At 38.3% G+C, this 18,886-nt stretch carries 17 protein-coding genes and 1 tRNA gene; 2 read left to right on the top strand and 16 right to left on the bottom strand.

Annotated features, from left to right (window positions below; translation table 11 throughout):
• Positions 1 to 202: 202 nt before the first annotated feature.
• From LKD20_RS08560 to LKD20_RS08485, 16 genes are all read right to left on the bottom strand, one after another.
• Positions 203 to 973: a TatD family hydrolase gene (locus LKD20_RS08560; RefSeq protein WP_227721487.1), complete on the bottom strand. Its 771-nt coding sequence runs from the start codon at positions 971 to 973 to the stop codon at positions 203 to 205.
• Positions 973 to 2,919, bottom strand: a complete 1,947-nt coding sequence (metG, locus tag LKD20_RS08555) for a methionine--tRNA ligase (protein ID WP_227721486.1) — start codon at positions 2,917 to 2,919, stop codon at positions 973 to 975. Before metG ends, LKD20_RS08560 begins: the two co-directional genes overlap by 1 nt.
• Before the next feature lie 34 nt (positions 2,920 to 2,953).
• Positions 2,954 to 3,802 (bottom strand): 16S rRNA (cytidine(1402)-2'-O)-methyltransferase, encoded by an 849-nt coding sequence (gene rsmI / locus LKD20_RS08550; protein WP_227721485.1) that lies wholly within the window; start codon positions 3,800 to 3,802, stop codon positions 2,954 to 2,956.
• Complete coding sequence (locus LKD20_RS08545) at positions 3,792 to 4,517, bottom strand: tRNA1(Val) (adenine(37)-N6)-methyltransferase (RefSeq protein WP_227721484.1); 726 nt, start codon at positions 4,515 to 4,517, stop codon at positions 3,792 to 3,794. The genes rsmI and LKD20_RS08545 overlap by 11 nt, the downstream gene beginning before the upstream one ends.
• Positions 4,510 to 5,355 (bottom strand): PSP1 domain-containing protein, encoded by an 846-nt coding sequence (locus LKD20_RS08540; RefSeq protein WP_119206858.1) that lies wholly within the window; start codon positions 5,353 to 5,355, stop codon positions 4,510 to 4,512. The genes LKD20_RS08545 and LKD20_RS08540 overlap by 8 nt, the downstream gene beginning before the upstream one ends.
• Positions 5,356 to 6,396, bottom strand: coding sequence for a DNA polymerase III subunit (locus LKD20_RS08535; protein WP_227721483.1), 1,041 nt, complete (start codon positions 6,394 to 6,396; stop codon positions 5,356 to 5,358).
• A 75-nt stretch (positions 6,397 to 6,471) separates the two neighbouring features.
• Positions 6,472 to 7,158, bottom strand: a complete 687-nt coding sequence (locus LKD20_RS08530) for a dTMP kinase (RefSeq protein WP_227721482.1) — start codon at positions 7,156 to 7,158, stop codon at positions 6,472 to 6,474.
• 2 nt (positions 7,159 to 7,160) lie between these two features.
• Positions 7,161 to 8,642 carry an aminotransferase class I/II-fold pyridoxal phosphate-dependent enzyme gene (locus LKD20_RS08525; protein WP_227721481.1) on the bottom strand — a complete coding sequence of 494 codons (1,482 nt, stop codon included), beginning with the start codon at positions 8,640 to 8,642 and terminating at the stop codon, positions 7,161 to 7,163.
• 58 nt (positions 8,643 to 8,700) lie between these two features.
• The gene (gene pth / locus LKD20_RS08520; RefSeq protein ID WP_227721480.1) at positions 8,701 to 9,279 is read right to left on the bottom strand and encodes an aminoacyl-tRNA hydrolase; all 579 of its coding nucleotides are present in this window, start codon (positions 9,277 to 9,279) and stop codon (positions 8,701 to 8,703) included.
• Between the two features lie 10 nt (positions 9,280 to 9,289).
• Positions 9,290 to 10,243: a ribose-phosphate diphosphokinase gene (locus tag LKD20_RS08515; RefSeq protein ID WP_005387130.1), complete on the bottom strand. Its 954-nt coding sequence runs from the start codon at positions 10,241 to 10,243 to the stop codon at positions 9,290 to 9,292.
• A 126-nt stretch (positions 10,244 to 10,369) separates the two neighbouring features.
• Entirely contained in the window at positions 10,370 to 11,743 is a 1,374-nt protein-coding gene (gene glmU, locus LKD20_RS08510; protein ID WP_227721479.1) for a bifunctional UDP-N-acetylglucosamine diphosphorylase/glucosamine-1-phosphate N-acetyltransferase GlmU, read from the bottom strand.
• A gap of 128 nt (positions 11,744 to 11,871) precedes the next feature.
• Positions 11,872 to 12,690, bottom strand: a complete 819-nt coding sequence (gene purR, locus LKD20_RS08505; RefSeq protein ID WP_227721478.1) for a pur operon repressor — start codon at positions 12,688 to 12,690, stop codon at positions 11,872 to 11,874.
• A 224-nt stretch (positions 12,691 to 12,914) separates the two neighbouring features.
• On the bottom strand, positions 12,915 to 13,523 hold the full coding sequence (locus LKD20_RS08500) for a peptidoglycan-binding protein (protein ID WP_227721477.1): 609 nt from the start codon (positions 13,521 to 13,523) through the stop codon (positions 12,915 to 12,917).
• 255 nt (positions 13,524 to 13,778) lie between these two features.
• Positions 13,779 to 14,951 (bottom strand): Na+/H+ antiporter NhaA, encoded by a 1,173-nt coding sequence (gene nhaA / locus LKD20_RS08495; RefSeq protein ID WP_227721476.1) that lies wholly within the window; start codon positions 14,949 to 14,951, stop codon positions 13,779 to 13,781.
• Positions 14,952 to 14,979: 28 nt separating this feature from the next.
• Positions 14,980 to 16,134: a Na+/H+ antiporter NhaA gene (gene nhaA / locus LKD20_RS08490; protein WP_119209060.1), complete on the bottom strand. Its 1,155-nt coding sequence runs from the start codon at positions 16,132 to 16,134 to the stop codon at positions 14,980 to 14,982.
• Between the two features lie 192 nt (positions 16,135 to 16,326).
• The gene (locus LKD20_RS08485) at positions 16,327 to 17,652 is read right to left on the bottom strand and encodes a PepSY-associated TM helix domain-containing protein (RefSeq protein WP_227721475.1); all 1,326 of its coding nucleotides are present in this window, start codon (positions 17,650 to 17,652) and stop codon (positions 16,327 to 16,329) included.
• Positions 17,653 to 17,787: 135 nt separating this feature from the next.
• Here LKD20_RS08485 and LKD20_RS08480 point away from each other — a divergent pair.
• Both LKD20_RS08480 and LKD20_RS08475 read left to right on the top strand, forming a co-directional pair.
• A tRNA-Gly gene (locus LKD20_RS08480) sits at positions 17,788 to 17,861 on the top strand.
• Between the two features lie 107 nt (positions 17,862 to 17,968).
• Positions 17,969 to 18,178 carry a TOBE domain-containing protein gene (locus LKD20_RS08475; RefSeq protein ID WP_227721474.1) on the top strand — a complete coding sequence of 70 codons (210 nt, stop codon included), beginning with the start codon at positions 17,969 to 17,971 and terminating at the stop codon, positions 18,176 to 18,178.
• The last annotated feature ends 708 nt before the right edge of the window (positions 18,179 to 18,886 follow it).

The raw sequence follows: 18,886 nt of genomic DNA, 5'->3' as shown, positions 1-18,886 counted from the left end.
CTACTAACCTCGACTTACTATAGTTCAGTATGAATATACTTTAGTATACCATAGAAAAACGCGATTCTCACCGCTAAGGGAGAATCGCGTTTCATAATGTATGATTCTAATGATTCTGAATAGATATCCTAAGAATTAGAACAATGCCATTAGACGTTTACAATATTTTATTTACCAGCATTTATGTTGACTAACATCAAAATTATTCAATACCAAATACACGTTTACCATTATTATAGGTAATCTCACAGAACTCATCTACATCCATACCTTTTAGTCCAGCAATTTCCTCTGCTACAAACTGAGTCTTGCTTGGGTCATTGCGACGGCCTCTAAATGGTGGTGGTGTCAAATATGGGGAATCTGTTTCAATAAGAATTCGATCTAACGGTACTTGTTTAGCCACTTCTTTAAGATTTGTAGATTTAGGGAATACTACAGGGCCCGCAAAGGATATGTAGAATCCTAATTTAATAGCTTCTTTTGCCATTTCCCAGCTACCAGAATAGCAGTGGAAAATACCCCAATTATCCTTCCCCTCATTGCGCAAGATATTCATAATATCACCATGTGCATCACGGTCATGAATGATAATTGGTAAATCTACTTCACGAGCAAGCTCTAGTTGACGAATGAATACGCGTTTCTGTGTTTCACGGTCAGAAAAATCATAGTAATAATCTAAGCCAATTTCACCAATAGCACGTACCTTATCATTATTAAGAGCTTGATCCTTATAGAACTCATAGTCTTCTTCTGTAAAATCTTTAGACTCATGAGGATGTGTACCTACAGCGGCATATAAACGGTCATACTGCTCCACTAAAGCTAGGCCTGATTCAACAGTACCTCGATCAACACCTGGAATCATAATGTATTCTACGCCTGCATCAAAGCAAGCTTGTAACATCTCATTGCGGTCGTTGTCAAAACGACCGTCATTTACATGAGCATGTGAATCAAAGAGTTTCATTATTTAACCACACTTCCTGCTGGTAAAGATTCGATATTTGTTACCTCTAAATGTTCTTCCCAATCAGATGCGGACAAAATCATGCCATAAGACTCAATGCCCATCATCTTTTTAGGCGCCAAGTTAGCCAAGTAAATTACCTTTTTACCAACCATAGCTTCTGGTTCATAATATTGAGAAATACCGCTTAATACTGTGCGTTCTTCAATACCGATATCCAATACAAATTTCAATAATTTCTTGGACTTAGGAACCTTTTCACAGCTTACAACTTTTGCTACACGAAGATCTAATTTTTCAAAATCATCGTACGTAATATTTTCTTTTAATGGTGGAATATTAGATGTGTCTACAGCTTCTTCAATCTTCTCTTCCACAACAACTTCTACCATTTCAGGAATTTCAAAACGTGGGTAAATAGGATCACCTTTTACAACTTTTGTACCTGTTGGAATTAAGCCCCAAACTTTTGCATCCTCAAGAGTAGCATCTGTAAAGCCTGCAAGTCCTAATTGGTCCCAGATTTTTGGAGCACCTACAGGGATGACAGGGCTTACTAAGATTGCAATGATACGCAATGCTTCTGCCAAGTGATACATAGCAGATTGTAAGCGTTCTTTATCATGAGCATCTTCAGATTTAGCCAATACCCAAGGCATTGTTTCATCAATGTATTTATTCATGCGACCAATAAAGGCCCATACGGATTTAATCGCTTTATTAAGCTCCATATTTTCCATAGCCGCTTCAAAATCTTTTGCAGTTTGAACGGCTAATGTGGATACATCACAATCCAAATCGTCCATATCATCGCATTTTGTAATCACACCACCATGGTATTTTTCAATCATCGCAATGGTACGGTTCAACAAATTACCTAAGTCATTAGATAAGTCCGCATTGATTTTTGTCACAAAGTTAGGCAATGTAAAGTTACCATCATTACCGAGCGTAATTTCACTCAATAAATAATAACGCAAGGAATCTGCCCCATATGTATCGATCAATGGAATAGGATCGATAACATTACCTAAGGATTTACTCATTTTAGTGCCGTCAACGATCATCCAACCGTGGCCAAATACCTTTTTAGGTAATGGCAATTCAAGACTCATGAGCATCATAGGCCAAATAATTGTATGGAAACGTACGATTTCCTTACCTACTAAGTGAAGATCTGCTGGCCAGTATTTTTTATATAATTCACCATCACCATCAAATGGAGAAAGGGCACTAATATAGTTTACCAATGCATCGAACCAAACATATACGACATGTTTAGGATCAAATGGTACCTTGATACCCCAGTCAAAGGATGTACGAGATACAGCTAAGTCTTCAAGTCCTTGTTTTACGAATTGGATCATTTCGTTACGACGAGATTCAGGTTGAATAAAATCAGGGTTTTCTTCGATAAATTTCAACCATTGATCTGTATATTTAGCGAGTTTAAAGAAGTAGCTTTCCTCTTTAACCTTTTCTACAGGACGACCACAATCTGGGCATGTATGATTTTCACCTAGCTTTTGCTCAGTCCAGAATGTTTCACAAGGTGTACAATACCAACCTTCATACTCAGCCTTGTAAATATCGCCTTTTTCATACGCTTTAGTGAAAAGCTCTTGTACTACCTTCTCATGGCGTTCATCAGTAGTACGAATGAAGTCATCGTTGGAAATATGCATTTTTTCCCACAATGCTTTAAAGCCGTTTACGATATTTGTAGTATATTCAAGAGGTGTAATACCTTGTGCTTCTGCAGCACGTTGAATTTTTTGACCGTGTTCATCAGAACCAGTTAAGAAACGCACATCATAGCCAGCTAAGCGTTTAAAGCGCGCAATTGTATCGGCTACAGATGTACAATAGGTATGACCAATGTGCAACTTAGCACTTGGATAATAAATTGGTGTCGTAATATAATACGTTTTTTTTGTGTCTCCCATGATGAGTCTCCTTCTAACCTTCGAATGGGAAGGTTTAACGTTCTACAATATTATATACATCCCGGCGGGAAACGTTAAAACGTTTTGCCACCTGGCGAATTGCTTCTTTCTTAGGTATCCCTGTATCTACAAGGGCTTGTACAGCATCTACATACGATACTGGTTCACCCGAAACTTCACTAGTATCGGACTCAATCGTATCAGCGCCACCTACGATGAGAACAAATTCCCCTTTATAGGTGAGCTGATCCAAATCATTTACAAGGTTTTCCAAATCGGTGCGCACAAAGGTTTCAAACTTCTTCGTCAATTCCCTTGCCACCGTTATGGATCGATTCCCAAAGGCTTCATACATATCTTGTAAGACCTCTTGCAATCGGTGGGGTGCTTCATAAAACATCAAGGTGCCCGTTACTTGTGAAAGTCGTTGTAATTCTTCAACTCGATGTTTACCCCGCTTCGGTAAGAAACCTGCAAAGGTAAAGGATTTAGTATCTAAGCCAGATGCAATAAGTGCGGTCAGTGCTGCATTAGCACCAGGCAATGGTACTACCGTTATGTCTTTTTCAATAGCCTTCGTTACTAGGTCAGCCCCTGGATCAGATATAGCAGGCATACCCGCATCACTAACGCAAGCAATGGACTGGCCTTCTAATAAAAGCTCCATAATATAAGTACCCTTTTCTTCCTTATTATGTTCATGATACGAAATCAAAGGCTTCTTAATATCAAAATGTTTTAATAATATACCCGTATGACGCGTATCTTCAGCAGCGATAGCATCTACTTCGCCTAAGATACGAACTGCGCGATACGTCATATCTTCTAAATTACCAATCGGTGTAGGCACCAAGTATAAGGTGCCCCATTCGTTATTGTTCATACCAAGAGGCCACCTCCTTTGTGTACACATTTGGTTTCTCATAAACGATGAGTGGTGGTTCTAATACAAGGCCAGTCTGTCCTTGATAGAGAGCCTCTATTAGCACAAGTTTTGCCGGCTTATCTACCATACCGTGGATAAACCGAATGCGCTTAGCTTGAAAGTTAGCGGCTTCCAGTTCATGTAGCACATATTGTAAGCGACTAGCACTATAAATCATCCACAAGCGCCCTTTGCACTTAATAAAAGATTGTACAGCCTTCAAAACATCTTCTAATGAGGTATGTTCATCATGAAGTGCCAAGGCCCGTTCTTCAGATGTAGGCTTTGCACCGCTTTCACAGTCATAAAAAGGGGGATTTACAATAACACCATCAAATGGTTTGTCCTGTACATCGCGATACGATATGTGCCGATAATCGCTACATACCATAGTTACCACATCTTGTTTGTGATTGTGAGCTACACTGCGCTGAGCTAACTCGATAAGAGTTTTATTAATATCAATACCCGTTATGTGGCCTGCCCCTAAGGACGTACCTATGAGCGGCATAACACCTGTTCCCGTGCCAAGGTCAACATAGGAATGCCGATCATTGAACTGGCAAAAGTGAATGAGTGCAATGGCATCAAAGGAAAAGCGAAACATATCCGTCCGTTGATAAATCTGTAAGCCATCTATAATTAAATCATCAAGTCGTTCTTGATCATTCATCAGGCAATGCCACCTCGGACCATTTCAAATCGATAGTGCGACCTGCTTCGAGCTGTACCTTCACTGTATGTTTATGGTGATTTACCTTTAAGACCTTACCAATACCTTCATCGGTAACGACCTCTTTACCAATCCCAGGAGGTGCTACATCTTGAGGAGCTTGAGGTCGTTCCTTCTTAACATATAGGTCGCCACCCTTTTTATATAAATCATCTTCATAGTTAAGGCAGCACATCAAACGACCACAAACACCAGAAATCTTCGTTGGGTTTAGGCTCAAGTTTTGATCCTTAGCCATGCGAATCGAAACAGGTGTAAAATCACCTAAAAAATTAGAACAGCATAAAGGTCGGCCACAAGCGCCGATACCATTGAGTACCTTAGCCTCATCACGAACGCCTACTTGGCGCAACTCGATACGTGTTCTAAATACAGTTGCTAAATCCTTAACAAGTTCTCGGAAGTCGATACGACCATCCGCTGTAAAGAAGAATATAATTTTATTCATATCAAATGTGTATTCCACATTGATGAGTTTCATAGGTAACTTACGTTTACCAATTTTTTCGAGACAAATTTCAAAGGCTTTTTCTTCCCGTTCTTTATTCTTCTCGATTTGTTTTAAATCTTTTGGTGTTGCCTTTCTAATAACAGGCTTAACAGGAGCTACAACAGTATCTTCAAAGACCTCTTTAGGTCCAATCACAACAGTACCGTATTCGACGCCACGTGCCGTCTCAACGATAACCCCATCACCAACGGATAGTTCTAATTGTTCAGGCAGAAAATAATAAATCTTCCCCGCCTTTTTAAAGCGTACGCCAACTATGGTTAGCATTTAGTCCTCCTCCCGAGCATCATGAAGGGCGATACAAAGACCGTCCACCACGAGAGCGGTTTTTATATGTAAACGCAAAGCCCGTTCTGCTTGCAATGTTTCGGTAATAACCTTAGCCAATGCTTGCATAGACCAGCGCGGTAACAATCGTAATAATTGAGTTTTGTACATAGGTACTTGTAATTGTCCATCTTGTGCACCCATCTTAAGAGCCATCATATCTCTACTTACGAGGCGCAACCAGTGCATCAATTCTGTTAGGCTTTCACGAGGCAAACTTTCACAAGCTAAGGAAATCATAGAAAACCATCGTGTTTCAAAGGCAAGGGTATCCATTACCTTAACGGCTAACTCTAGCATTTCAATGCGACCTTGCGTAGCCAATTTTTCTACTAACTGTGGATTACCATGACCAGCTAATAAAGCCTGCTCAATATCACCTGTGATGCCACGCTCTACGAGAGCTGTGCGAATTGTATCTATATCAACACTGTTAAAGCCTACCCCCATACATCTAGAGATGATAGTTGGCAACACAGTGTTAATCTTGTTCGTAATGATGATGAAATACACCTGTTCAGGCGGCTCTTCAATGGTTTTTAGCATAGCATTTGCCATAACTGCATTAGCCGTGTGAAAGTCCTCCACAATGACAACGCGGTTACCATTCCCCGCTACTGACAGATGATCTTGCAATAATGAATACCACTGCTCTACTTTTAGTGTCGTCTTCATAGGGCGAATCCAAAAGGCATCTCCCTTATCCATATAGATAGGTAAACCTTCTGCTTCGATGCGTTTTTCCGTCTCACCATTGGCAAGACGTGCTTCTTTTACATCTGCTAAATACGCTTCTCCCTTTGGTTGAGAAAATACTTGGCGTCCCAACAATAGAGACGCTAGACCTATGGCCATATCTAGCTTGCCAAGACCTGCTTCACCATAAAACAAAAGGCTATGCGGTAATGCATTACGACTTACAAGTTCCGATAGGTGTGCCTTGATCGAATCTTGACCAATTATAGAATCAAAATATGTCATAGCCCCTCCTATCAATACATGCTCAATATTAATATTATATAAGAAAAAGGCGACTTTTAAAAGAGTCGCCCTATCCTAAGGTAGTAGATTTACTACTGCTTGATATACATCGTTATGAATATCTTCTATGGTACGTAACCCATATTGACCAGCACCATCTTTAATAGCACATGGAATACGGTGCCATTGATAGCGTTCTACTAGCTCTTCATAAGCATCGTGAACAGCTACTAAATACTGATGATTTCCTTCATGAATATCCCCTGTATTACCTCCCGTTTTACCAGTGCGCTCTGCCATAAGAGCTTCACTCACTTCAAGAGGCATATCTAAGAGACATACTGCATCAGGTGTAGGCAAGCCAAATTTATTAAACTCAAAGTCTTCAAGCCAATCTAAAAATGCAGTACGTTCCTTCTGATCGTCGTATTTTACCATTTGGTGCACCATATTAGATGTCGTATAACGATCTGCAATGATGATGCCCCCATTTTTATAGAACTGTTCCCAATCAGTTCTAAAGGAAGCAAAGCGATCGATAGCGTACATAGAGCTTGCCACATAAGGATTTACATCATGCACATCTTTGCCAAATTCTCCAGCTAGATACATTTTTATAGGCATAGCAGCACCGCTATCATAATTCGGAAAGCTTACAGATTTAACTGCATGACCTTCCTTGGTTAATCGCTCTACTAATAGTTTAGTTTGCGTAGCCTTACCGCTGCCATCTCCACCTTCTAGTATGATTAAAGTCCCCATAATTACTCCTGTAACACCCAAATTGTTTCCAATGTCATATCATCAGCCCCATTCGGTACATAACCTAGAGCCTTACGCTTCTCTATATATTGTAACACAGACTCACTAATCACTTCACCTACTGCTACACAAGGAATACCTGGAGGATAATAAGCAATAGTCTCACCTGCTATACGATGAAGTGCGTCTTGTAACCGTACTTGCTCCCGATTGGCATACATAGCATTGCGAGGCGTTACTCTTACAATAGGCTCAGGCAATACTGCTGAATGTTTGCTAAGATTTTGCAAATTCTCATCCTTTATATTATTTGATTTATAAGATGTACTTAACACCGTATCGCTGATAGCTTGTACTGCTTGAATAAGAGCCGTTATTGACTCTTTTGTATCACCAATGGTAATGAGTACTAGCACATGATGAGCTTGTACTAACTCCACCTCAATACGATGGTCTCGTAACATCCGTTCAAATGCAACACCTGTAAGACCTAGTTCTTTAGCATCGATGAGTACCTTGGTACAGTCATAGTTTACCACTCGATCTTCTATGTCTCTGTATTCCATAGTAGTAATACCAGAAATCTTATGTAATTCACTACGTAAATATAAGCTCAATTCCACGGTTCGACGAATTAGGTCTTCACCTACTGTAGCCAATTGATGGCGAGCCATATCTAAGGAAGCAAGAAAAATATAATTTGGGCTCGTACTTTGTAACATTTGATGCATTTGTGTAATGCGACGTTTATTAAGTCTTTCACCTTGCCCTAATAGCCATGATGTTTGTGTTAATGAACCTACCGATTTATGTGTGCTTTGTGCTACTAAGTCTGCACCTGCTGCAATGGCCTCGATAGGTAAATTTTTTGAAAATGGTAAATGAGGTCCGTGAGCTTCATCAACAAGAACAATCACTCCTCGTTTATGCGCTTCTTTTACAATATTTACAATATCTACACCTACACCATAATAGTTTGGATACACTAAGAGAATCGCCTTTGCCTCTGGATGGGCATCCATGGTTTTAACAGCATCCTCCAACGATACGCCTAATGGAATCCCCCAACGAGCATCAAATTGGCAATCCATATAGATAGGCTTGGCACCAGATAACACTAATCCACTAATAACGGAACGATGTGCTTCTCGAGGAATAATAATGGTTTCATCAGGACCTACGGTGCCCATAATCATCGCTTCAATTAAAGCAGTAGTACCATTAATGGAGAACCAACAATGATCAGCTCCATATAACTGGGCTGTTAAGTCCTGAGCCTCTTTTAATTCCCCTTCAGGTTCATGTAAATCATCTAAGGCATACATAACACCTAAGTCATATGGTAATGCTGGCCCCATCCAGTCTTTTAGTAGTTGAGGTGCTTCTACACCAATCTTATGGCCTGGTGTATGAAAAGGCACAAAATGTTGTTTTTTATATGATTCTAAGGCCTCTACAAAAGGCATTCTTTCTTGATTACTCATATGTACCTCGTAAAAAAGGCATGAATCTCAATGAGACTCATGCCCTTATGCATGTTATTTATCGCTGTGGACGACGCTTAGGATTAAATTGATTCATCCCTTTATCGATGCCCACCTCTAAAGTACCTAAGACTGCTTTCACAGTATCCTTGATACCTTTTTGTACCTTCTCTTGTGATTCTTCACTAAATGGTGCTAACACATGATCAATGACAGTCCATTGTGGTAATGGACGGCCAATACCTACGCGGAAACGTGGAAAGTTTTCTGTGCCTATATGGGAAATCAAGGATTTAATCCCATTATGCCCACCAGAACTACCATTTAGTCGAATACGTAATTTGCCTACCGGTAAATCCATATCATCATAAATGCAATACACATCAGATGGGTCAATCTTATAATACCGCATCAAGGGACCGACAGACTCACCACTGGCATTCATAAATGTTTGTGGCTTTACAAGCAATACCTTCTCACCATCTACAGTAATACTGCACACCTCTGCACGTTGTTCCTCTTTCCAAGGCGTGTGAGGTACGCTATCGGCAATGGCATCGATAACCATAAATCCAATATTATGTTTTGTCGCTTCATATTGCTTGCCTGGATTACCAAGGCCTACTACTAATTTCAAGAATCACCTATTATTTATCAAATAAATTACTTACTGAAACTTCATGAAAGATACGCATAATTGCTTCGCCCAATAATGGAGCTACAGATAATTGAGTTACATTGTCTAATTTGCAATTTTCTGGCAATGGCATTGTGTTTGTTACGATAAGCTCTTTAATGTTAGAGTTTGCAATACGTTCACTTGCTGGATCTGTTAATACAGCATGGGTAACAGCAGCCATAACAGATTTTGCACCAAATTCTTCTAATGCTTTAGCGCCTTCTACAAGGGAACCTGCTGTATCTACAATATCGTCAACGATGATGCAGTTTTTACCTTTTACATCGCCAATAAGGTTCATAACTTTAGCTACGCCTGGTTCAGGACGTTTTTTCTCGATAATTGCGATTGGCGCACCGATGCGGTCAGCCAAATCACGAGCACGAGTTACACCGCCAAGGTCTGGAGATACAACAATCACATCTTCAAGATTTTTTTCATTAATGTATTTAGCCAAAATAGAAGCACCATATAAATGATCTACAGGCACATCAAAGAAGCCTTGAATTTGACCTGCATGCAAGTCGATTGTTACAAGACGTGTAATACCAGATGTTTGCATCAAGTTTGCTACTAATTTTGCTGTGATTGGTTCACGGCCACGAGTCTTACGGTCTTGGCGAGCATAGCCATAGTAAGGTACTACAGCAGTAATATGGCGTGCAGAAGCGCGTTTCAACGCATCAGCCATAACCATTAATTCCATCAAATTGTCGTTTACAGGATAGCTAGTTGGTTGAATGATAAATACATCTTTGCCACGTACGCTTTCATCAATCATAATTTGTACTTCGCCATTATTAAAGCGACCTACAAATGCTTCACCTAAAGGCAAACCTAAATAATCACAAATTTCCTTTGCCAATGCAGGATTCGCATTACCTGTGAAAATTTTAAGTTTTTTGCCGTCTTCAAATGCCATTTTGTTACCCTTTCATTTGTTCCTATACTGGTTACTTATCCATAATCATCCATTACAGATACACACTATTGCCTTTTTATTGTATACTATTTTGCCCTAATTGTGTTAAAAAATTATAATATTTTTTTATTTCTTTTTGAAAGTATCATCAGTTACCCAATTTTCTTTCACAATTTGCTTGCTACGGCCTACGGCTAACGCCTTATCTGGTACATTTTTAGTAATGGTAGAACCTGCACCTACATAGCTATAATTACCTACTGTTACAGGAGCTACTAAATTACTATTACAGCCTACAAAAGCACCATCGCCAATTGTCGTACGATGTTTAACTTTACCATCATAGTTTACAGTAATCGTACCGCAGCCAATATTAACACCAGAGCCTACGTCGCTGTCGCCGATATAGGAAAGATGTGGGAACTTAGTACCTTCCCCAACATTGGAGTTTTTAACCTCTACGAAGTTACCTACATGAACCTTATTACCAAGCACGGTATTAGGGCGCAAGTGAACATATGGACCTACATCTACACCGTCTTTTACTTCGCAGTCATGACCATATGTGAAGTGAATAATCGTATCATTACCTACTTTTACATTCGTCAAACGAGTATGTGGACCAATTTCACAGCGCTCACCAATGACAGTATTTCCTTCGAGGATTGTGCCAGGATGCAAGATTGTATCAGCTCCTACTGTTACCTCTGGAGCTACATATGTATTGGCTGGATCAATAATAGTAACACCAGCTGTCATTAGCTCAACATTTTTACGATGTTTCAAAATAGCTTCGGCTTCCGCTAATTGCAAGCGAGAGTTTACGCCTAGAGACTCTTCAAAGTCCTTTGTCATATATGCGCTTACCTTGTCGCCACCATTTACAAGAATACCAACTACATCTGTGATATACAATTCACCTTGTGCATTATCATCAGATAATTGGTCTAAGCAAGGCCATAATTTTTTACTATCAAAAGCATACATGCCTGTATTAACTTCTTGAACAGCTAATTCCTCTGGTTTACCATCTTTTTGCTCTACAATGCGAACTACAGAACCTTCTTCATTGCGGATAATACGGCCATAACCTGTTGGATCTGGCATATGAGCTGTTAAAATTGTCGCTGCTGCACCAGAATTTTTATGTTCTTCTAACAGTGCTTCTAAACTTTCTTTTGTAACAAGTGGTGTATCGCCACAAAGTAATAAGATAGTACCATCATAATCGCCAAGTACTGGTTGAGCCATTTTTACAGCATGACCTGTACCATTTTGCTCTTCTTGACGAACAAATTCAGCGCGGTCCCCCAAGTAATTATGTACCGCATCACCGCCAAAGCCTACGATAACCACATCGCGATTTGTACCGATAGACTGAACCGTTTCAAGAACGCGCTCTACCATCGCCTTACCACCAACCTTGTGCAATACCTTTGGCAACTTAGACTTCATGCGTGTACCCTTACCAGCAGCTAAAATAAGGCTTGCAATATTCATAGTAATCTCCTATCTGTTATCTCTTATATCTAGACCATTTACACTATTAATCTAATCATATTAGCCAGCAGACTAAAACTCAATATATAGTTATTATAGCTAACTATAATGGATGTAATATTAATCGTTTATTCTTCATCAAATACTGGCTCTATACTTATTTTCTTTGTATTTTCATCGATGCCATAGAAAGTAAATAATGATTCATAATCATCGATTAATTTTGGATTTGGCTCTGCCGTTGCTACAAGAACACCGGTCCCAACAACGACACCACTCATTTCTAAAACAAGTTCTTTAAGACCTTTTGCAGTGCCCCCTGCTTTCATAAAATCATCGATAATTAAAACCCTAGCATTTGGAGGAATAGCTCTCTTCGTAAGCGTCATCGTTTGAATACGACCAGAAGATCCTGTTACATAGTTAATACTAATAGCGGACCCTTCTGTTACCTTACTATCACGACGAGCAATGACGAGAGGTTTGTTGAAAGCTCGTGCTACCATGACAGCTAACGGAATCCCCTTTGTTTCAACGGTCAGAATATAATCAGGGTTGCGGTCCATAAAACGGGTCATAATAATTTCCCCAAGGCGTGTCATTACATGCCAATCATATAAAATATCAGACATGTAAATAAACCCACCAGGAATGATACGGTCTGGCTCCATCAAGCGAGCTTGCACATCTCGTAAAATATCATTAGCTTGAGCACCCTTACGATGAGGAATGAAACGCACTCCGCCTGCTACGCCAGCTACGGTTTCTAATGTACCAAGCTGAAAATGCTCCATAGACTGTCTCACACAGGTTAAGTCTTCACTAACCGTAGACTTTGCCATGCCAAAGAAATCACAGAAATAATTTAAAGGAATCAATTTTTGCGGTGAATCAACTAACAATTTAGTCATTGCCACCATGCGTTCCACGCGCCGTACTTTATCCATAAAATTTCCTTTACCATTCATCATATAACTATTGATTACACTCATGTAACAAATGTCATGAGTTATTTCAAATATATCTATATTTATTATACCATAATTTCCGAATATTCGAGGTTATAGAAACACTATAATTCGGCAAAATAAAAACTCTCTAGTCCTCATGTAATACTGTAAGTTTAGACCTTATAGTCTATTACACTATTATATGTACTAGAGAGTTTTTATTATAAAACGTAAACCTTCACAGTTTGACGACCAAACTGCAATGCTTCAGAACGAGAATCATAAGCTAAGTCAATTCTATGACCTTTGATAGCGCCACCAACATCATCAGCTACAGCATAACCATAACCTTCAATGTATAATCGCGTACCTAATGGAATTAATTTTGGATCTACAGATACGATGCCCTTCTTTAAGCGACTACCTGTAGCCGTATAATTACCATTGCCAGGATCTTGAGCAGAATAAGCACTAGCTTGCATAGTTAAAACGCGAGAGTATTTATTTGGTACACCATTATGACTTAATTCTGTACCATGTCCACCATAACGAGTCTCCATCTTTTCTAAAGCATTCATCGTACTAGGACCAACGCGACCATCTACAGCGAGTCCCTTTGACTTTTGAAATTTCCGTACAGCTTGTTCCGTATTATGACCGTAAATACCATCTACAGAATCATGTAAAAAACCTTGATGCTTTAACATGGTTTGCACCTTGCTAACATGGTGCCCCCGTTGTCCCCGATCAATCGTTTTTGCCAATGATATGGAAGATACCATTGTAGTCATACAAACAAGCGTACATGCGATAATTATTTTCTTAACCATATACACCTCACCTTACACCAGTAGTATACTATACAGTTTTAAATAATCTATAAACCATATTGAGATAGCAATACAAAAAATGCATATATAATGCACGTTTTTAACTATATCTCAAATCTAGTACTACATATATATCATAGAAATATAGTATAGCAATGAAAAATCTCCATTAAAGTCTACCTAATCAAGTAAAGTTTTTACGTTTTGATTTTATAGACAGTCAATAATGGAGACTTTTATAATAACTATTTAATTTTAGCAGTTATGATATACACCTATATGGCATTCCTTACGCTTAGCACCAATAATGCGTAAGTAAATATAGCCAATAACGGCAGAAATGATGGAACCTATTAATACGCCACCCTTAGCCATCTCTTGAGCATGACCTGGATCAAAAGCTAAAACAGAAACAAATATACTCATAGTAAAACCAATACCACATACAATGGAGGTACCATAAATAAATTTCCAGTTAGCTTCTGCTGGCATAGGTACAATACCTAACTTGATCATCCCAAACATAGCACCAAAGATACCGATTTGTTTACCTAAAATAAGGCCTAGTGCAACACCTAAAACAACAGGATGTGTTAAATCTGCTACACCGAATCCAGCAAGACTTACACCGGCATTAAAGAAAGCAAAAATAGGAACAATCACAAAGCTTACCCAGTTAGATAAATAATGTTCCCAATGTTGCATTGGTCTAACATATTTACGACCAATCTTACCGCGTTCTGGAATTGTCATCGCCAAGATTACACCGGCCATAGTAGCATGTAATCCAGAGCGAAGTATACAATACCATAGAATCAAACCAAGAATGATATAGGATAAAGATCTAACATAACCAGACCGATTACAGTAAATCAATAAACCCGTTACAACAACGGCACCAAATAAATAGAAAAGATTCAGATTTGATGCATAGAATATAGCAATAACGATAATAGCAATCAAATCATCAATAACAGCTAAGGCGGTCAAAAAGACCTTCATAGAGTTAGGAACTCTAGATCCCAATGCAGTTATAACACCTATAGCAAAAGCAATGTCTGTCGCTGTTGGAATAGCCCAACCATGAACATACACTTCACTAGAGCCTGCAATAAGATAATAAATAATAGCAGGTACTAACACACCAAATAATGCAGCAATACCTGGCATGATACGCTTAGCATTCGTATTAAGCTCACCACTTACCAATTCACGTTTTACTTCTAATCCAACAAAGAGGAAAAAAATCGCCATTAATGCATCATTAACCCACTCCATCGTTGTTAATGGACCTAGTTTTAAATTAACCAGAGACATATATTGTGTTGCCAATGGAGAATTCGCTACGATTAATGCAATAAGTGTAGCTCCTAATAAAACGGCAGTAGCCGAACCAGGAGAACGTAAAAGTACAAATATCCGTTCCATATGATTCCTTCCTAATATAATAAGTTTATTATTTGTTCTTAATAGATCTTATTTTGTAAGCCACAATTAAAACTATAGCACCTAATAAACCAGAAATAATAGATCCTATAAAGATACCAATTTTAGACATTTCTTGAGTTACACCAGGTGGAAATGCCAATGTGGCCACAAATAAGCTCATAGTAAAACCAATACCACAAACAATGGCTGTACCATAAACCTCTGGCCATGTTGTATTAGTAGGCATCTTGATAATTTTAGATTTAACCAAAACGAAAACAGCAGAAAAAATACCAAACTGTTTACCTAAAATAAGACCTAATGAAACACCTAGTACAACAGGATGGAATAGGTGATCGGCTGAAACATCAGCAAAGGATACACCAGCATTTAAGAAACTAAATAAAGGAATAATCAAGAAATTAACCCAGTTCTTCAGTTTATCAGCCCATTTAAGCATAGGATATACTGTTTCACCATCAAGTTTACCTGTTGCAGGAATAGTCATAGCTAAGACAACACCTGCAATGGTTGCATGAACACCAGACTTTAATACAAAGTACCAGAGAGCTGCACCTAATACACCATATAATACAGGTCTCACATACCCCTGTTTATTAGTATACCACAATGCACCTGTAACGATAGCAGCACCAATCAAGTATGGGAAATCAACACCAGCACCATAAAAGATAGCTATAACAATAATAGCAATTAAATCATCTATAACCGCCAATGCAGAAAGAAATGCTTTCATAGCATGTGATACACGCTTACCGAGCATCATAATTACACCTATGGCAAATGCAATATCAGTAGCTGTTGGAATTCCCCAACCATGAGTATACTCAGGCACAGATCCAGCAATTAAGAAATATACTAAAGCTGGTGTCACAACGCCTGCAAGAGCAGCTAATACTGGTAGTAGTCGTTTTGAATTTGTATTCAGCTCACCAGAAATCATTTCGGATTTAATTGCTAGCCCTACATATAGGAAGAAAAGAGCCATTAATCCATCATTTACCCACTCCAGTATATCCATAGGTCCCCAAAACACATGCATTAAGGAGAAATACTGTTCTGCTAGAGGAGAATTTGCTGTAATAACACCAAGAATAGCGGCTAATAAGAGCATAATACCGCCAGATGATTCAGACTGAATAAATGCTTTTATATAATTCATAGTAACTACCACTTTCTTTAATATAAATATAAATACAGGTTTTCATACATAAAAACTATTTATTTAAATTAATTATATCATTTCATTTCGAAAATAATCAATAAACTAATGATGAACCATGCGGATTAAGTCTAGAGTAATCAAACATTTGCGACATACTTATACTTATGGAGCAAGCTAATAAAATACTGATTAATAATTATTCCCTCTGATCAGAGAAATTAAGAATCCAATAAGTGGAATGCTTAAACAAATGGCAGCTATACTATTTGTGATTGGATTAGACCAAAGAGGCACAATAAAACCTAGGAGAACTAAAATACAATAAAGGATAGGTTTACGCCAAACATGTTGTATCTCAACGGGTGCTCTAGATTCCATAGCACGAGATTTAACAAATTTCTTTATAATAGTCATCATAATGCCTGTTATAATACCTATAATAAGAACTATATCCCAGATGGCCCATAATATTTTAAGCACCATTGTATTATGATTATGAATATGGAGATTAATCATTGTAGTCATACCAGTAAAATACCATGGTATTGTTTTTGTAGAATACATATCCTTAGCAGAATCAGCATGTAAATTAGCATAGACAGGCTGTCCCAAAAACATAGCAGGATCATCATCATTTTCAGCACCTAAATAAAATGCATAGTGATGGTCATTAAATTTGGATGGATAATCAATAGATATAAGCTGACGATCTGGATAAGCTTTCATAATGCGAGAAATAGCTTCAGATGGTTGTAAAATTTCGGATTGATCCGATGAAAGCTCTTGCTTTGCAGTATGTAGTACATCTGCATTATAGCTGTCATTGGCAATAAAAAATCCACCTATCCATACACCTGTAATACATAAGATAAATCCCCATACAGTAGCAACCATTGCAAACTCTCGATGCAATGAACTTAATTTCATATGATTTGACAATACTGCAGATTTTGCAAAACTTTTACGAAATGGACCATATAAGAAAATACCAGAAATAATCGATAAAGCACATAAAAAAGATAAAATTGTTACAATATAAATCCCAGTTTTTCCGAGATCTAATCGCGTATGTAGTTGATGAAGAGTATGTAATATACTGCGCACCCAAGGATGAGCAGATGTTTCATGATGCGTAGTAATGAGAGCTTTCGTATTAGGATTATATAATGCATAGTCACCACCCATTCCCATACGTGCTGGAGGAGCTATGGTAGCAGCTGAATCAATAATACGATAACGTAAAATATGTCCAGCCCCCATAGCAGGAGAAATATTTAAAATATCCTTAGATGGATAGGTTTGCTTAACTAATGAAGCTCCTTCATCAGCATAATTAAAAATTGACATTTCTTGTTGACTCATAGCCATAGATGATGAAGTATTGTGTGTTCCTCCTTGAGCCCATGCATTTAACTCAGTCCTAAACATAAGGATAAGCCCAGTAATACAAAACATTAAGAAAAACACTACAGATATTATAGATAACCATTTATGGATTTTATAAATCTTTGACATACATATGCCTCCTTTTCTATTACTTTATACCTCTATTGTTATAACAATACAATACAACTACCACTATAGGTATATTCATGACGACTAACTTTACTTGAATGTATAGATACATATATGATACAATATGTACATCCTGCGGGCGTAGTTCATCGGTAGAATGCGAGCTTCCCAAGCTTGAGAGGAGGGTTCGATTCCCTTCGCCCGCTCCATGCATAAAAAAGGCCATGATGTGATATACATCATGGCCTTTTTTATATATAATGATATAATAAATATAAATTTGAATGTATTATATAATTCTTATAAGGAGCCAAATATGAAATTAAGCGCAAGAAACCAATTAAAAGGTACTATCGTAGAAATTCAAGAAGGTGCCGTAAATGCAATTGTGAAAATTAATGTAGGTAACGATAATATCATTACTGCTGACATTACAGTTCAATCTGTTAAAGAATTGGGCTTAACAGTAGGCAAAGAAGTTGTGGCTGTTATCAAATCCACTAGCGTAATGGTTGGTGTAGAATAATAAATCTAGAGTCGCTTCGGCGGCTCTTTTTTTGTATATATAATTAATAATACAATGTTATAAATAACCGCTATGATTTATAATTATAGCGGTTATTTTAATTATATAATTTAAAGATACTCAACGATCTTATTGTTTGATAATATTGTCTCACATTATATCTGAATAAAGCCTTTAATTTACATATATTTGAATTTACTCAACTAGTTTGAGGTTCGATACCATAGGTGCTACGCACAGCGGTATCGTTTAATTACAAGTATTTGAAGAAGCTCAACAGTTGTACGGTTCAGTAACATTGGTACTTCGCACCGCGTTACTGGATGGATATGATTTGCCTCCTACCACTAGCCGCGGCTTCCTATCACACTCGCCCATGGCAATATATAATACAATGTTTTAATGGACAGCACATCCTTTAGGGCTTCGTCGAACCTGATGCAATGGACGTACGCGTCGCTGCGCTCCTTTACGCCCTATTGCCCTAGGCTTCCCACGCCGTCTGTATTGTTAAATACACATAGATAATACTTGTACAACCTTGGCTGGAGACGGCTCTAGCAGGATTAGCTAGTCGAAGACTAGCAAAAATAAAAAGGCCTACCTTTAGGTAGACCTTTTTATTTTAGTCAATCAGCGGCTTCCTATCCTCCCAGGCCGTCTCCAGCCAAGTACTTTCGGCGTTTATGAGCTTAACTACTGTGTTCG

It is taken from the genome of Veillonella fallax (assembly GCF_020687175.1).
GTDB classification, from domain to species: domain Bacteria; phylum Bacillota; class Negativicutes; order Veillonellales; family Veillonellaceae; genus Veillonella; species Veillonella fallax.
The sequence above is the reverse complement of the archived record's forward strand: the minus strand, read 5'-3'. Positions and strand labels throughout refer to the sequence as shown.

Excerpts from the sequence above, each read along its gene's own strand:
- LKD20_RS08560 (WP_227721487.1), bottom strand. The coding sequence starts at position 973 with ATGAAACTCTTTGATTCACATGCTCATGTAAATGACGGTCGTTTTGAC.
- metG (WP_227721486.1), bottom strand. The coding sequence starts at position 2,919 with ATGGGAGACACAAAAAAAACGTATTATATTACGACACCAATTTATTAT.
- rsmI (WP_227721485.1), bottom strand. The coding sequence starts at position 3,802 with ATGAACAATAACGAATGGGGCACCTTATACTTGGTGCCTACACCGATT.
- LKD20_RS08545 (WP_227721484.1), bottom strand. The coding sequence starts at position 4,517 with ATGAATGATCAAGAACGACTTGATGATTTAATTATAGATGGCTTACAG.
- LKD20_RS08540 (WP_119206858.1), bottom strand. The coding sequence starts at position 5,355 with ATGCTAACCATAGTTGGCGTACGCTTTAAAAAGGCGGGGAAGATTTAT.
- LKD20_RS08535 (WP_227721483.1), bottom strand. The coding sequence starts at position 6,396 with ATGACATATTTTGATTCTATAATTGGTCAAGATTCGATCAAGGCACAC.
- LKD20_RS08530 (WP_227721482.1), bottom strand. The coding sequence starts at position 7,158 with ATGGGGACTTTAATCATACTAGAAGGTGGAGATGGCAGCGGTAAGGCT.
- LKD20_RS08525 (WP_227721481.1), bottom strand. The coding sequence starts at position 8,642 with ATGAGTAATCAAGAAAGAATGCCTTTTGTAGAGGCCTTAGAATCATAT.
- LKD20_RS08515 (WP_005387130.1), bottom strand. The coding sequence starts at position 10,243 with ATGGCATTTGAAGACGGCAAAAAACTTAAAATTTTCACAGGTAATGCG.
- glmU (WP_227721479.1), bottom strand. The coding sequence starts at position 11,743 with ATGAATATTGCAAGCCTTATTTTAGCTGCTGGTAAGGGTACACGCATG.
- purR (WP_227721478.1), bottom strand. The coding sequence starts at position 12,690 with ATGGATAAAGTACGGCGCGTGGAACGCATGGTGGCAATGACTAAATTG.
- LKD20_RS08500 (WP_227721477.1), bottom strand. The coding sequence starts at position 13,523 with ATGGTTAAGAAAATAATTATCGCATGTACGCTTGTTTGTATGACTACA.
- nhaA (WP_227721476.1), bottom strand. The coding sequence starts at position 14,951 with ATGGAACGGATATTTGTACTTTTACGTTCTCCTGGTTCGGCTACTGCC.
- nhaA (WP_119209060.1), bottom strand. The coding sequence starts at position 16,134 with ATGAATTATATAAAAGCATTTATTCAGTCTGAATCATCTGGCGGTATT.
- LKD20_RS08485 (WP_227721475.1), bottom strand. The coding sequence starts at position 17,652 with ATGTCAAAGATTTATAAAATCCATAAATGGTTATCTATAATATCTGTA.
- LKD20_RS08475 (WP_227721474.1), top strand. The coding sequence starts at position 17,969 with ATGAAATTAAGCGCAAGAAACCAATTAAAAGGTACTATCGTAGAAATT.